The sequence below is a fragment of the Streptomyces sp. NPDC046215 genome (genome assembly GCF_040646215.1).
GTDB classification, from domain to species: Bacteria; Actinomycetota; Actinomycetes; order Streptomycetales; family Streptomycetaceae; genus Streptomyces; species Streptomyces stramineus.
The window spans coordinates 1-13947 of record NZ_JBEYZW010000003.1; the positions used below are offsets into that span (position 1 = coordinate 1).

Here is a 13947-nt window from a genome sequence, read left to right on the forward strand (position 1 = left end):
TTTCCCCCCGCGGGGGGGGGGGGGGGGGGGGGGGGGGGGGGGCCCCCCCCCCCCCGCCGGCGTCCGGACCTAGTGGGTCTGCCGTGCGGCGTCCGCGGGCGGGGTGCGGTGACCCCGGGTCAGACGGACGGCGGCCACGGAGGCCGCGAGCGTGACGCCGGCCGCGGTGGGAGCGTCGTGGCCGGCGGCCATGACGCCCAGGCAGGTGCCGGCGGCGAGGCCGAAGGCGGCGACGCGCAGGGCGGCGCGGCGCAGGCCCCAGCCGCTGCGGGGCGGGAGGAAGACGACGCAGCCCGGGCCGAATGGCGTGGGGAGCTGCGGGAATGCCGAAATTGGTTTCACTACTCACCGCTTTCTGAGCGAGCCGGCTGTGAAGTGCCTTGTCTCTCGATCTTCAGTTGTGTGACCCGGACTTTCCGTCCTGTGTTTGGTACATACCACCCGAGGGTGCTGGCCTCGGAACTCAAAGAATGCCCCAAGAAAGCCCCTACGACAAGCGACCTATTTCCATCCCGTGCCCTGCGTGGATCGCCCGGGGGAGAACCGCCGGATGCGAACACTTTCGGAAAAACCCGGGCGTCATACCTGGCTCTTCCGGGGGCAGGTGGAACGAGTTGCCCTGCGGTGCGAGGGGCGCGGACCGGCTTCCGGTGCGGCGGATGCATATATCCATTTACTTGCCTGTCGGTCGACAGGTGTGGCAGGTCGGAGTCCCGGGCGGAAGATCCGGCCTTGATGCGCGGCGGACCCGGTGCATCCGCTTCCGTCCGCGAGTCGCACAAGGAAAAGCAACAGCCTCTTTATGTGCCCGCCGGTATCTATTTGCCTGACCACCGTCATTCCCGCGCGCGGAAAGATGGTTTATCCCGCACACCGGTATGAATTCCCGGCGGACGGTCGATCCGTCCCGGACAATCCGTTCCGGAGCCGGCCTTCGACGCAGGCCGCAGGCGTGTGCAAGCGTATTTTTCCTGAGCCGTTCACGTCTCTGTCAAAACACCCGGCAACACTGGATGCAGGCGCTGGATTGCTCCAGACTTTCCACTCGTAGCCGCTCTAAGACCGGGTAGGTCATTTCCGGCCGGTCGTGGGCAGCCGCATGAGGTGCCTTGTCTCTGACCCGGACGGCGCCGTCCACAGGCCGGTGCTGCGGCCTCGGACACCGCGGCGCGTGGGCTCTCCCGCGTGCCGCGCCGAACCTCGCACGACCGAACGAGGGAGGAACGCCGGTGGCCCCGCTCACCGCCCCGAACCCACCCGGGGGAAGACCGCCGGCCGCGCCCCTGTCACCGGCGACCCCGGCCCCGGCCCGCTGAACTGCCCCGGCCCGAAGGCCCGGTGCGTCAGCGCGTCGTGCGGCGGTGCTCCTGGAGGAAGTCCAGGACGAGGGGGCCGGCGGTCGCGCGGAACTCCTCGAAGTAGGCGTGGCGTGCCCCGGGGATCAGGCGCAGGCGGGCGCCGGGGATCCGGTCCGCGAGCAGGCGGGCGTTCGCGGCCGGGTTGAGAAGGTCGTCGGTGCCGTGGAGCACGAGCGTCGGGGCGGCGATGCCGGGCAGCGCGTCCCAGGCGTCGTGACGGCGGCTGGCGGCCAGGTGCCGGCGCCGCGCGTAAGCGGGCATCGTCGCGTCACCGAGGGTGTGGTGGGGGCCGGGGTGCCCGGCGAGCCGGCCCGGGGTGTACATCAGTTCCAGCAGGGCCTGCCGGGCCCGGGGCCCCTCCTGGGCCAGCGCCTTGCGGACGTCGTGGCCGCGTTCGACGGCGTGCCGGCCGCCGGGCGAGGTGCAGCCCAGGACCAGGGCGGCGGTGCGCCGGGGATGACGGGCGGCGACGTGCTGGGCGACCCGGCCGCCCATGGACGTGCCGTAGACGTGCGCCCGGCCGGCGCCCAGGTGGTCGAGGACGGCGATGACGTCGTCGGCGAACCCCTCGGTGCTGTAAGGGACATCCGGTTTATCGCTGTCGCCGGTGCCGCGGTAGTCGAGGGTGACGGTGCGGTGGGCCGGGTGGAAGTCGTCCCGGACGGTGTCCCACCAGTGATGGGTGCAGGCTTGGCCCGCCAGCAGGACGAGCGGTACGGGCCCCTCGCCCCGGACCTGGTAGGCGATGCGGGTTCCGTCCGCGCTGCGGGCGTACGGCACAGGGCGTCCTTCCTGCCGGTGGTGCGGCCGGCCCGGTCCGCGAACCCGGCGGTGTCCGGCTCGGGACATCTCATCAGGCGGCGTCGTGGAAGACCAGGCCGAGGGTGTGCCGGCGGCCGGAGCGGACGGTGCTCACGCCGTGGCGTACGGGGCTCGCGGACCAGCCGCGGGTGGAGCGGACGGGCCGCTCGCGCGTGGTGAAGATCAGCCCGTGTCCCCGGGGCAGGACGGTGGAGGTGCCCCGGGACTGCGCGCGCGGGCGCTGTTCGACCAGGAGGAACTCGCCGCCGGTGTAGTCGGTGCCGGGGGTGTCGAGACCGATGACGACCTGGAGGGGGAAGACGAGGTCGCCGTACAGGTCGCGGTGCAGGGCGTTCCAGTCACCGGCGCCGTAGCGGAGCAGGATGGGGGTGGGCCGGTCCTGCCCGGCCTCGTGGCACATGGCCAGCCATTCGGGCAGCGTGTCGGGCCAGGGAGCCGGGCGGCCCAGCCTGTCGGCCCAGTCACGGGCGATGGTGAGCAGGTGAGGGTAGAGGGCCTCGCGCAGCTGGGCGACGGGTTCGGGGCAGGGGTAGCGGAAGTAGCGGTACTGGCCGGAGCCGAAGCGGTAGCGGGCCATGTCGACGGTGGAGCGGAACCGGGAGGTGTCCTCGTAGAGACCGGCCAGGGCCCGGCAGTCCCGCGGGCTCAGCAACCGCGGGGTCAGCGCACAGCCGAAGGTGTCGAGCTCGCTGCCGAGGGCCTGCCAGTCGGCACTGTCGACGGCCGCACGCGGGCCTGCCCCGGGGTGGGATGTGTCGGTCATGGTGCCTCTCCGGTGCAGGGGCCGGGTCGCCGGGGGAGGCGCACCCGAGGCCGGTCGCGCCTCCTCCGGAACGAGCGGCCGTGGTGGGGTCACTGCCACTGTGCGCTGCCGCGGGCGGGCGGGCTGGCGGAAAACGGACGTGACGTTCGACCGGTCCCGGTGGGGGCGGCCGTCCCGGACGGCCCCGCACGGGCTGAACCGTCAGAGGGGGTGGCGGCCGGGTGCCGTTTCCTGGTGGCAGGTCAGGGAACGCGCCCTGGGTGCGCACCCGACCGGACGCCCCCCGCCCACCGACAGGCCCGTAGCCGCGGGGGCGAGTACACCGGAAGGGTCCGCAGATCCCAGGCGGCCCCCGAAGGAGGAGAGATGCCCGAGGACACGGAACCCGTGGACTTCCCGCCCGATACCCCCGGCCCCCAGGCGCACGGACCCCGGGCAGCGCTGTACGAGCGGATCACCCAGGAGCTGGAGGCCCGCGCCGGGCTGCTGTGGGACGTGGCCCTGCGCTTGCACGGCACACCGGAACCGGCCTACGAGGAGCATCAGGCGGCGGCTCTGCTGACCGGGGAGCTTCAGCGGGGCGGCTTCGCCGTCCGGCGGGGCGTCGCGGACCTGCCCACCGCGTTCGTGGCCGAGTCCGCGGGCTCCGGCAGTGCCCGCCCCCGCGTCGCGCTCGTGCTGGAGTACGACGCGCTGCCGGAACTGGGTCACGCCTGCGGCCACAATCTGATCGCCGGGGCCGGCCTCGGCGCGGCACTGGCCCTGCACAGCGCGCTCCGCGCCGGTCCCGAGGGCACGGAGGGCGGCTCCCTGACGGTGATCGGCAGCCCGGCGGAGGAAGGCGGCGGCGGGAAGGTCGCCCAGGTCGCGGCGGGGGTCTTCGACGGTGTGGATGCCGCCCTGATGTTCCATCCGGGGACCCACAGCTGGTCGTGGGCGCCGCTGACCGCCCAGGTACAGGTCGAGGTGACCTTCCACGGGCGCGCCGCCCACCCCACCGGCAACCCGGCCGAGGGGGTCGACGCCCTCGCCGCGCTCATCCAGCTGTTCACCGCGCTCGACGTGCTCCAGCGGCGGCTGCCGCCCGGATCCCACGTGCAGGGCATCGTCACCGAGGGCGGGCGGGCCACCAATATCGTCCCGGACCTCGCCCAGGGACGCTTCGGGCTGCGGGCGGCGACCACGGTCGCGCTGGAGGGGCTCGTGAGCGAACTGGGCCGCTGTGCCGACGGGATCGCGACCGCGACCGGCACGCGGGCGGAGGTGGCGCGCGTCGGCACGGGCTACCAGCACTTCCGCGACAACGAGGTGCTCTCCGAGCGGTTCGCCCGGCACCTCGCCCGCGCGGGCATCACCGCGGGGCCGCCGGAGCCGGGGGTGTACCTGGGGTCCTCCGACATGGGGGACGTGAGCACCGTGGTCCCGGCCATCCACCCGTTCGTCGCCATCACGGGTCCGGAAGGGGCCGATCACACCCCGGAGTTCGCCCGGGCCGCAGCGAGCGAGCAGGGGCGCCGGGCGATGCTGGCGTCCGCCCGTGCCCTGGCGTGCACCGCCGCCGATGTCCTGCTGGAGCCGGGCCTGTGCGAACGGTCCTGGGCCCGCTGGCGGGAGAAGGCCGCCGCGGGGCTGTGAGAGACGGCGCGCCCGGCCGGGCGGGGTCCGCGGCGGGAGGCGATCCGGACCGAGGACGGCCGTCGGCTCAGAGCAGCTCTCCGGCGACCTTCAGGTCCGCCACCAGGCCGGCGTACCGCGCGGCCCGGTCGGCGTCACCACCGCGCAGCACGGCCGAGGGGTGGATGGTCGCCACGAGCAGACTTTCACCGGACGGGCCCCCGGCGAGCGGAGGCAGCGGCAGCACCGTGCCCCGCTGCGAGGTCACCCGGAACGACGAGCCGAGCAGGGACTTGCCCGCCGAGGCGCCGAGGGCGACGACCACTTCGGGGTCGACCAGCTCCAGTTCGGCGGCCAGCCACGGCCGGCAGGCGCTGATCTCGCGCAGGCTCGGCGGCTTGTGGATGCGGCGTTTCCCCCGTGCCGCCTGCTCGAACTTGAAGTGCTTGACGGCGTTGGTGACATAGGCGTGGGCGGGGTCGATGCCGGCTTCCTCCAGGGCCCGGTCCAGCAGTTTCCCGGCCGGGCCGACGAACGGCTTCCCCTGCCGGTCCTCCTGGTCCCCGGGCTGTTCCCCCACCAGCATCACGCGTGCGCGGGTGCTGCCCGAGCCGAAGACTGTTCGGGTCGCGTCCTGGTGGAGGGGGCACCCGCGGCAGCCGGCGGCCGCTTCCCGCAGGGCGGGCAGACCGCCGCCGGAGGGCAGGAAGGGGCCGGCGTCGTAGTCGGACGGGCCGTGCGGCACAGCTCCTCCAGAAAACGGCTCCGGGCGGCGGGCGCCGCACCGGTCCAGTGTCACTCGGCGGGACCGACGGCGCTTCCGCAGCCGCGTCTCGGCCAAGCCACGGCAGCGGGGGGCGGTGTCGCCGGCCCCGTCCCCGCGTGCCGCGCCCGTACCCGGGCGCCGGAGGGCTCGTCCGGCGCCCGGGCCGTGCGTCAGGCCGCGGCGCTCAGCGCTTCCGGGCGAGCGGGAGCCGAGGCGGGCAGGGGCCCGGCGGATTCCGGCACGACGGCCGCGGAGGCACCCCGCCGGCGGTGGAGCAGCGCTCCGGCCCCGACCGCCCCGGCGATGATCAGCCCACCCGCGGCCAGGGTGCCGCGCGCGCCGGCCAGCTCCATCAGCAGGCCCAGCAAGGGCGGTCCCATGAGACCCCAGACGGTGCTCGCGCTGCGCCACACGCCCAGGACCCGGCCCCGCATGTGGGCCGGCGGGTCGGTCTGCAGCACGGTGGTGCCCGCGGTGTCGGAGACCGACTCCACCACGGCCATGGGCAGCACCATGATCAGCAGGATGGCGAGGGAGGGGGAGAAGCCGGCCACCACCTGCAGCAGACCTCCGGCGGCGGCCAGCGCGCCGACCAGGCGCACCGAGGGGCTGCGCAGCCGGGCCGCGAGGACCGCGCCGACCATGCCGCCGACGGCCAGCACGGTGGAGACCGTGCCGAACGCCGCCGCCCCGGCCTGCAGCGGGCCGGTGACCAGCACGGCCAGGGTCAGGCCGTAGTTGCGTCCGAAGACCGCGCTCAGGCCCGTGATCCCGGCCAGGGCCACCAGGCGCGGCCGGCGCGCGAAGAACGCCAGGCCCTCGCGGGCGCTGCCGGGCCGGTGCCGGCCGGCCGCCGGGGCGGGCCGCGGGCCCGAGGGGGCGCGCAGCGCCGCCTGGACGGGGCGCAGGAAGGGGATGACGGCGGCGACGAAGAGGAAGGACACGCCGTTGGCCGCGTAGGCGGACGCCGTGCCGAGGAAGGCCACCGCCACCCCGGCCAGGGCGGTGCCCGCGAGCCGGCCGACGCTGTGGACCAGCGAGCCCACCGCGATGGCCGACGGCACGTCCTCGGTGGGCACGAGGTCGTTGCCCAGCAGGGCGCACGCCGGCCCGTCGACGGTGGCGATGAGACCGGTCACGGCGGCCAGGCCCATCAGGATGCCCACGTTGAGCTCGCCGAAGGCCACCAGCGCGGCCGTGGTGAACGCGACGAGGCCGAGCGCGGCCTGGCTGACGGCCGCGGTGACCTTGCGGGGCCAGCGGTCGACGACGGCACCGCCGAACATCCCCACCAGCAGGCCGGGCGCGGCCTGTACGGACAGCGACAGACCCGTGGCGGCGGCGGAGCCGGTGATCTGCAGCACCAGGAGGTTCTGCACGGTCAGCTGCATCCAGGTGCCCGCGTTGGAGACGAGGTTGGCGACCGACCACCAGCGCATGCTGCGGTGGCGCAGGGAGCGCCAGGGGGCGTGGTCGCCGCCCGGCCCGCGGCGGCGGGGGGAGCGGGGCGGACGGAGGCGGGGCAGCCGGCGGCCGGCCGGAGCGGCCGACGGCACGGCGGCGGGCCGCACGGGGGCAGGGGCGGAAGAAGGCACAGCGGAGGTCTTCGTGAAGAGCCCATCAGGCTCGGAAGGCGGATGCGGGACGCGCACGGGGCGCCGGCCGCGTTGCGCGGGGCCCTGGCGGAGAGCGGTACGCCTCCCGGCACCCGGACCGCGCACACGAGGCGGGCCCTGCCGTTCAGCGACGTCCCATGGTGGCAGACGGCGCTGCCCGGTCACCGCCGCACACGGCACGAGCGGGTGCGTCCGGCCGCCCGGCCCCTTGCGGCGCAAGGGATCGGGCCGAGTGGGTGGGGTTCCTCACACGGGTGGCGCGGCCGCTCGGAGCGGCGCGCCCCGCCGGGCCCGCGGCGGCGCACCATGGACCCCGCACGGGCGGCACCCGCCGCCCGGCACCGCATCACCAGGGGCCAGGAGGATCAGCCCACGAGGAAAGGATGGAGAACATGAACGGGCCGTCCACCGCACCCGTCGCGGTGATCACCGGGGCGGACTCGGGCATCGGCCGCGCCACGGCCGTGCGCCTGGCCGCGCACGGCATGGACATCGGCATCACCTGGCACGTCGACCACGAGGGCGCCCGGGCCACGGCCGCCGAGGTGCGCGCCCTGGGGCGGCGCGCCGCGCTCACCCGCATGGACCTCACCCTGCTGCCGGACGCCGCCGACGCCGTCGACCGGCTCGCCGGGGAGCTGGGCCGGATCGACGTCCTGGTCAACAACGCCGGCACCGGCACCGCCACGCCCTTCCTCGACCTCACCCACGACACCGTGCGCCAGGTGATCGACGTCGACCTCATCGGCCCGCTGCTGTGCGCGCAGCGCGCCGCCCGCCGCATGATCGACCAGGGGAGCGGCGGCAGGATCGTCAACGTCACCAGCGTCCACGAACACCAGCCACGGGTGGGGGCCGCGCCCTACTGCGCGGCCAAGGGCGGCCTCGGACTGCTCACCCAGGTCATGGCGCTGGAACTCGCCGAGCACGCGATCAACGTCAACGCCGTCGCCCCCGGCGAGATCGCCACCCCCATGACCGGGCAGGAGGACACCGACGTCCGCACCGAGCGCCGGCCCGGCGTGCCGCTGGGCCGGCCGGGCGACGCCCGTGAGGTGGCCGCGGTCATCGCCTTCCTCGCGGGCCCGGAGGCCGGCTATGTCACCGGTGCCTCGTGGAGCGTGGACGGGGGAATGCTGCGCATGGGCCCGCAGGCCGGCTCGCACCTGCGGGACGACTCCTGGCGCCGGCCCTGAAGCCGCCCCGGCCTGACGGCGCGACGGGCCCGCCGTAAGCCGGGGCGGTGTCCGGAGCGCGCTGCCGGCCCCCGCGCGGCCGCGCCCGCCCGTCAGGCGCCCCGCGGGCGCCCGTCGGCCTCGTCCTCCGCTCGCTGCTCCTGCCCCTCCTGCCCCTCCTGCCCCTCCTGCCACGCCTCCGGTTCCCGCTCCCCGGGGCCGGGGGTGACGTGCAGCGCGGCTTCCTCCGCCGAGGCGGCCCCGCCGTCGACGCCGACATCCCTGGCGACCACGTCGTTCGCGCGGCGCGGGAGCCCGTCGTCCGCCGCCACGACCCGCCCCGCGCGGGCGTCGCCGGCCTCCTCGTCCACGGCCTCGCCGTTGGTGCCCACCTGGTCGCCGATGCCGTCGCCCTCGGGCGGCGCGACGTCCGGTTCCTCCTCGGCCAGGCGCTGGTCCAGGCTCTCGCCCTCCCGCTGCTCCCGCGCCGTCGTGCCGTGGTGCTCCGCGGCCAGGGGTTTCTCCGGCGGCGAGTAGCCCTCGTCGAGGGTCTCGTCGAGCCCGTCCCCGTCCAGCGCGTTCTCCAGGTCGAGGTCGTCGGGGTTGTCGCGGGTGTCGGAGCCGGTCGGCTGGTAGACCTCGTCACCCATCGCCTCGTCGGACATCACGTGCTCTCCTCTCCTCGGGGCGGGAAACGGCCGTGCCGCTTCGCGGACGGCCTCCGCGGGGCATGGCCTGTCCAGCGTGCGCCGCCCCTGGACGTCCGGCCGTCCGGCGATGCCGTACAGGTGACCCGCGCCGGACGCGCCCGTGCCGCCCGCGGCCGGGACATCCCGCTGCCCCGGCGCGGCCGAGCACCACCGTTTCCGCTCCTCAGTACGGCTTCCCGCCACTCTGCGGACGAAACGGTATGAATGCGGATGACTCGGTCCGTCGTCGTGGTGTGAGCAGCGCCCGCCGCGGCGCTGGTGCTTCGTGTGCCCGCGCGGCGCCCGGTGGAACGCGGGGGACATGGAACGAGGGGCACGCGGGGGAGTGGTGGGAAGCCGACCGGCCTTGCCTTCCGCCCCGCGCCGGAGCTCCGCCTCCTGTTCGGCCGGCGGGAGACGGGAGGCCGCCGTCCGTCACTGGGCCAAGTGGGGATTTACGGCTGTTCATACCGAATGCGGCTGATTTGTTCGGGTACTGGGAGGCTCCGCCCCGGTTCCGTTCCGGGCGGCGGCCGGTGAGGCCGACACCCCAGAAGGAGAGATTCCCATGGCCGAGACCAACCCCATCGAGCTCCAGAAGGCCCTCAAGGGCGCGCCCTACCCCGCCGACCGGGACAAGCTCGTCGCCGTCGCCAAGAAGAACAAGGCGGGCAGCGACATGGTGGAGAAGATCTCCCACCTCGACCAGAAGAGCTTCGAGAGCCCCGCGGACGTGCAGAAGGCCGTCTTCGGCACGCAGTAATACCCACCGGCCACCCTCCAGGAAGGAGCCCACATGGCCACCACCACCGCTCCCCGGTGGGAGCACGCGGTCGTCACCGGCGGGGCCGGCTTCGTCGGCTCGCACCTGTGCACCGCCCTGGTCGACCAGGGGACCGCCGTCACCTGCGTCGACGACTTCTGCACCGGGTCCCGCCAGAACGTGGCCCACCTGGAGGGCCGGCCGGGCTTCACCCTCCTGCAGGCCGACATCACCGAGCCGTTCGAGACCGAACCCGCCGACCTCGTCCTGCACTTCGCGTCCCCGGCCTCGCCCGCCGACTATCTGCGGCTGCCCCTGCACACCCTGGAGACCGGCAGCCTGGGCACCCGCAACACCCTCGCCCTCGCCCGCCGCCACGAGGCCCGCTTCGTGCTCGCGTCGACCTCCGAGGTCTACGGCGACCCCCAGCAGCACCCGCAGAGCGAGAGCTACTGGGGCAATGTCAACCCGGTGGGCCCACGCAGCGTGTACGACGAGGCCAAGCGCTTCGCCGAGGCCCTGACCACCGCCGAGGCTGCCGGACACGGCACCAACACCGGCATCGTGCGGCTCTTCAACACCTACGGGCCGCGCATGCGCGGCCACGACGGCCGCGCCGTGCCCACCTTCATCCGCCAGGCCCTGGCCGGGGAACCGCTGACCGTCACCGGGGACGGGCGCCAGACCCGGTCGCTGGCCTACGTCGACGACACCGTCCGCGGCATCCTCGCCATGGCCGCGTCCGACCTGCGCGGCCCGGTCAACCTCGGCAACCCCACCGAGATCACCATGCTCGAACTCGCCCGCACGGTCATCGAGCTCACCGGCTCGTCCTCCACCGTCCGCTTCATCGACCGGCCCACCGACGACCCGGCCGTGCGCTGCCCGGACATCACCCTGGCCCGCGGCAAGCTCCAGTGGGAGCCGCGCGTCCCGGCCGCCGAGGGGCTCGCCCGGGCCATCAGCTGGTTCCGAGCCCAGCAGACGGCCTGACACCACTCCCTCCCCCCATCACCCCCCCCATCACCCCCCCATCACCCCCCCCCGTCACCCCTCGTCGCCCCTTGCCCCTCCCGCCCCGCCGGCCGGCCACGAAAGGGCCCCACCCCATGCGCATCCTCGGCATCAACGCCCTCTTCCACGACCCCGCCGCCGCCCTGGTGATCGACGGCGTGACTGTCGCCGCCGCCGAGGAGGAACGCTTCTCCCGGCGCAAGCACGGCAAACGGCCGGTGCCCTTCTCCGCCTGGGAAATGCCCGGCCAGGCCGCCGCCTGGTGCCTGAGCCAGGCCGGCCTGCGCCCCGCGGACCTCGACGCCGTCGCCTACTCCTTCGACCCCCGCCTCGCCCGCCCGGCCGACGCCATGGGACTGCACGACCCCTGGGACCACCTGCGCCTGACCTACGCCCATGAGGCCCCCGGCTTCCTGAGCGAGGTCCTGCCCGGCCTCGACCCCGCCCTCGTGCGGTTCGTCCCGCACCACATGGCCCACGCCGCCTCCAGCGCCTACGCGGCCCCCGGCGCCGAGAACTCCTCCGTCCTCGTCCTCGACGGCCGCGGCGAAGCCACCTCCCACCTGGCCGCCCGCCGCACCGGCGACCACCTGGAACCCCTCTACGGGCAGGAACTGCCGCACTCCCTCGGCCTGGTCTACGAAGAACTCACCGAACACCTGGGCTTCCTGCGCTCCAGCGACGAGTACAAGGTGATGGCCCTGGCTTCCTACGGCACCCCGCGCCTGCTGCCCGAGCTGCGCCGGCACGTCCACCCCACCGGCGACGGCGGCTTCCGCGCCACCGGCGTGCCCTGGGCCGAGCTGTGCCCGCCGTGCCGCCCCGGCGAAGCCTGGACCCAGGCCCACGCCGACCTCGCCGCCAGCGCCCAGGCGGTGCTGGAGGAGACCCTCCTCGACCTCGCCCGCTGGCTCCACGGCCGCACCCACGACTCCGTCCTGACCCTGGCCGGGGGAGTGGCGCTCAACTGCGTCGCCAACTCCCGGCTCGCCCGCGAGGGCCCGTTCGCCCGGGTGTGGGTCCAGCCCGCCTCCGGCGACGCGGGCACCGCCCTGGGCGGCGCCCTCCTGCTGTCGGCCGGCGCCGGACACACCCCCGCCCCGCCGGCCGGCGCCGACCTCGGCCGCGGCTGGTCCGACGCGGAACTCGAAGCCTGGCTCAAGACGGCCCAGGTCCCCTTCGAACGGCCCCCCGACGTCGCCGAGACCGTGGCCCGGGCCCTCGCCGACGACGCGATCGTCGCCTGGTTCCAGGGCCGCGCCGAGTTCGGCCCGCGCGCCCTGGGCCACCGCTCGCTGCTCGCCCACCCGGGCCGGGTGGGCAACCTGGAACGCCTCAACGACGTGAAGGGACGCGAACAGTTCCGCCCCGTGGCCCCCATGGTCCTCGCCGACCGCGCCCCGGAGATCTTCGACGGCCCGCTGCCCAGCCCCTACATGCTCTTCGTCCACGACGTGGCCCCCCGCTGGCGGGAGCGCATCCCCGCGGTGGTGCACGTGGACGGCACCGCCCGCATCCAGACCGTCGACGCGGACACCGAACCGCTCGTCGCCCGGATGCTCACCGCCTTCGAACGGCTCACCGGGCTGCCCGTCGTCGTCAACACCAGCCTGAACACCGCCGGCCGGCCCATGGTCGACGACCCGCGCGACGCTCTGGAATGCTTCGGCTCCGCCCCCGTGGACCTGCTGGCCATGGGCCCCTTCGTGGTGCGACGCCGGGAGTTCTTCGCCTCCGGCCAGCCCGACCTCGCCACCACCACCGCCGACCCCGGGGAGCAGGGCCGCGTCCGGTGAACGACACCTCCCTCCCGCCCTCGTACGCGGTCGTCATCCCCACCCTGGGCCGCCCCAGCCTGACCGACTGCCTGCGCGCCCTGGACCGGGGCCACGGGCCGCGGCCCGCCCGGATCGTCCTCGTCGACGACCGGCCGCTCCAGGACTGCACGCCCCTGCCCGTGACCGTCCCCGCCGCCCTGCGCGACATCACCGAGGTCGTGCCCGGCCGCGCCGCCGGCCCCGCCGCCGCCCGCAACGCCGGCTGGCGGGCGGTGCCCCAGCCGTGGATCGCCTTCCTGGACGACGACGTCCTGCCCGGCCCCACCTGGGCGGCCGACCTCGCCGCCGACCTGGCCGCGGCCGACGCCGCCACCGCCGCCGTCGAGGCCCGCCTCACCGTCCCGCTGCCCGCGGACCGCCGCCCCACCGACTGGGAACGCACCACCGCGGGGCTCGCCTCCGCGCGGTGGATCACCGCCGACATGGTCTACCGGCGCACCGCGCTGGAAGAGAGCGGCGGCTTCGACGAGCGCTTTCCCCGCGCCTTCCGCGAGGACGCCGACCTCGCCCTGCGCGTCCTGGACGCCGGCTGGACCATCGCCGTCGGCACCCGCCGCACCACCCATCCCGTACGGCCCGCGGACCGCTGGGTCTCACTGCGCACCCAGGCCGGGAACGCCGACGACGTGCTGATGAACCGCCTCCACGGCCGCACCTGGTGGGCGCGGGCGGGCGCGCCCCGCGGCCGGCTGCCGCGCCACCTGGCCGTGAGCGCGGCCGGGGCGGCGGCACTGGCGGCCGCCGCGAGCCGGCGGCCCCGGACGGCGGCCGGCTGCGCGGCCCTGTGGCTGGCGGGCACCGCGGAGTTCGCCTGGGCCCGCGTGGCCCCGGGGCCGCGCACGGGGCGGGAAGTGGCCACCATGGCCGCCACCAGTCTGCTCATCCCGCCCGCCGCCGCCTTCCACTGGCTGCGCGGCCTGGCCCGCCACCGCCGCGCGGCGCGGCTCCCCGTGCCCGCGCCCCCACCGGCACCGGCCCGGCCGGACCCCGCCCCGGTGGCCGCGGCGCAGCCGTTGGCCGTGCCCGGCCTCCCTCCGGCGTTTTCCTGACGCCCCGGGGCCTCCCGGGCGCCTCGGGCGCATGGGCGCGGTGTCCCTTCCTCTGCCCCTTCCTCTGCCCCTTCCGAGCCCGCCCGCGCCGGCCTCCAGCCGCGCCGGCCTCCAGCCGCCCGGGCTTTGCTTCCGCCGGCTGCGGCTTTGCCGCAGCCGTGCCGGGCCTGCTTCCGGCCGTTCCCTGACGGCTTCGAGCGTGCGTGCCTCCGGCCGTACCGACATCTGCCGGCCGGGCCCCGCCTCGGTGCTCGCCGCGCAGCCCGCGGCCGTTCCCGGCCCCCCTTCGGCCCGTCTCTGACGCTCAGGGCTCGCGCACCCGGCCGCGTCGGCCTCCTGGTCGGGGCGGTCCGCTCCGGTGGTCGCGGCGCCGCCGCTGTCCGTCTCCAGCCTCCCGCTGCCCCCCGAGTCCCCCCCCCCGCGGACCCCCGCCCGTACCAGCGTCCCCCGGCCGGGCCCCGCTCGGGTGGCCGTGGCGCC

Annotated in this window: 11 protein-coding genes and 1 pseudogene; 6 read left to right on the forward strand and 6 right to left on the reverse strand. The window is 75.4% G+C overall.

The window, feature by feature from the left end; translation table 11 throughout:
- Positions 1 to 69: 69 nt before the first annotated feature.
- The 3 genes from ABZ951_RS01985 to ABZ951_RS01995 all read right to left on the reverse strand — a co-directional run bounded on the left by ABZ951_RS01985 (position 70) and on the right by ABZ951_RS01995 (position 2943).
- On the reverse strand, positions 70 to 342 hold the full coding sequence (locus tag ABZ951_RS01985) for a hypothetical protein (RefSeq protein WP_344093529.1): 273 nt from the start codon (positions 340 to 342) through the stop codon (positions 70 to 72).
- 1001 nt (positions 343 to 1343) lie between these two features.
- Positions 1344 to 2138: an alpha/beta fold hydrolase gene (locus tag ABZ951_RS01990; protein WP_344093526.1), complete on the reverse strand. Its 795-nt coding sequence runs from the start codon at positions 2136 to 2138 to the stop codon at positions 1344 to 1346.
- 73 nt (positions 2139 to 2211) lie between these two features.
- The gene (locus ABZ951_RS01995; RefSeq protein ID WP_344093524.1) at positions 2212 to 2943 is read right to left on the reverse strand and encodes a 2OG-Fe(II) oxygenase; all 732 of its coding nucleotides are present in this window, start codon (positions 2941 to 2943) and stop codon (positions 2212 to 2214) included.
- Positions 2944 to 3309: 366 nt separating this feature from the next.
- Here ABZ951_RS01995 and ABZ951_RS02000 point away from each other — a divergent pair, with 366 nt between their 5' ends.
- Positions 3310 to 4578 carry an amidohydrolase gene (locus ABZ951_RS02000; RefSeq protein ID WP_344093522.1) on the forward strand — a complete coding sequence of 423 codons (1269 nt, stop codon included), beginning with the start codon at positions 3310 to 3312 and terminating at the stop codon, positions 4576 to 4578.
- Positions 4579 to 4645: 67 nt separating this feature from the next.
- Here ABZ951_RS02000 and ABZ951_RS02005 read toward each other — a convergent pair whose 3' ends face one another.
- On the reverse strand, positions 4646 to 5302 hold the full coding sequence (locus ABZ951_RS02005; RefSeq protein WP_344093520.1) for a UdgX family uracil-DNA binding protein: 657 nt from the start codon (positions 5300 to 5302) through the stop codon (positions 4646 to 4648).
- Positions 5303 to 5493: 191 nt separating this feature from the next.
- Positions 5494 to 6918, reverse strand: a complete 1425-nt coding sequence (locus tag ABZ951_RS02010) for an MFS transporter (RefSeq protein WP_361278541.1) — start codon at positions 6916 to 6918, stop codon at positions 5494 to 5496.
- Positions 6919 to 7331: 413 nt separating this feature from the next.
- Here ABZ951_RS02010 and ABZ951_RS02015 point away from each other — a divergent pair, with 413 nt between their 5' ends.
- On the forward strand, positions 7332 to 8135 hold the full coding sequence (locus ABZ951_RS02015) for an SDR family oxidoreductase (protein ID WP_344093516.1): 804 nt from the start codon (positions 7332 to 7334) through the stop codon (positions 8133 to 8135).
- A gap of 206 nt (positions 8136 to 8341) precedes the next feature.
- Here the strand turns inward: ABZ951_RS02015 and ABZ951_RS02020 are convergent.
- A pseudogene (locus tag ABZ951_RS02020) lies at positions 8342 to 8779 on the reverse strand (DUF5709 domain-containing protein); the annotation flags it as partial.
- A 592-nt stretch (positions 8780 to 9371) separates the two neighbouring features.
- Between ABZ951_RS02020 and ABZ951_RS02025 the strand changes: the two are divergent.
- The 4 genes from ABZ951_RS02025 (at position 9372) to ABZ951_RS02040 (ending at position 13467) form a co-directional block, all read left to right on the forward strand.
- Positions 9372 to 9566, forward strand: a complete 195-nt coding sequence (locus ABZ951_RS02025; protein ID WP_344093514.1) for a DUF2795 domain-containing protein — start codon at positions 9372 to 9374, stop codon at positions 9564 to 9566.
- A gap of 33 nt (positions 9567 to 9599) precedes the next feature.
- Entirely contained in the window at positions 9600 to 10559 is a 960-nt protein-coding gene (locus ABZ951_RS02030) for an NAD-dependent epimerase/dehydratase family protein (RefSeq protein WP_344093512.1), read from the forward strand.
- A gap of 116 nt (positions 10560 to 10675) precedes the next feature.
- Positions 10676 to 12376, forward strand: coding sequence for a carbamoyltransferase C-terminal domain-containing protein (locus ABZ951_RS02035; RefSeq protein WP_344093510.1), 1701 nt, complete (start codon positions 10676 to 10678; stop codon positions 12374 to 12376).
- Positions 12373 to 13467 carry a glycosyltransferase gene (locus ABZ951_RS02040; protein WP_361278547.1) on the forward strand — a complete coding sequence of 365 codons (1095 nt, stop codon included), beginning with the start codon at positions 12373 to 12375 and terminating at the stop codon, positions 13465 to 13467. Before ABZ951_RS02035 ends, ABZ951_RS02040 begins: the two co-directional genes overlap by 4 nt.
- Positions 13468 to 13947 lie beyond the last annotated feature (480 nt).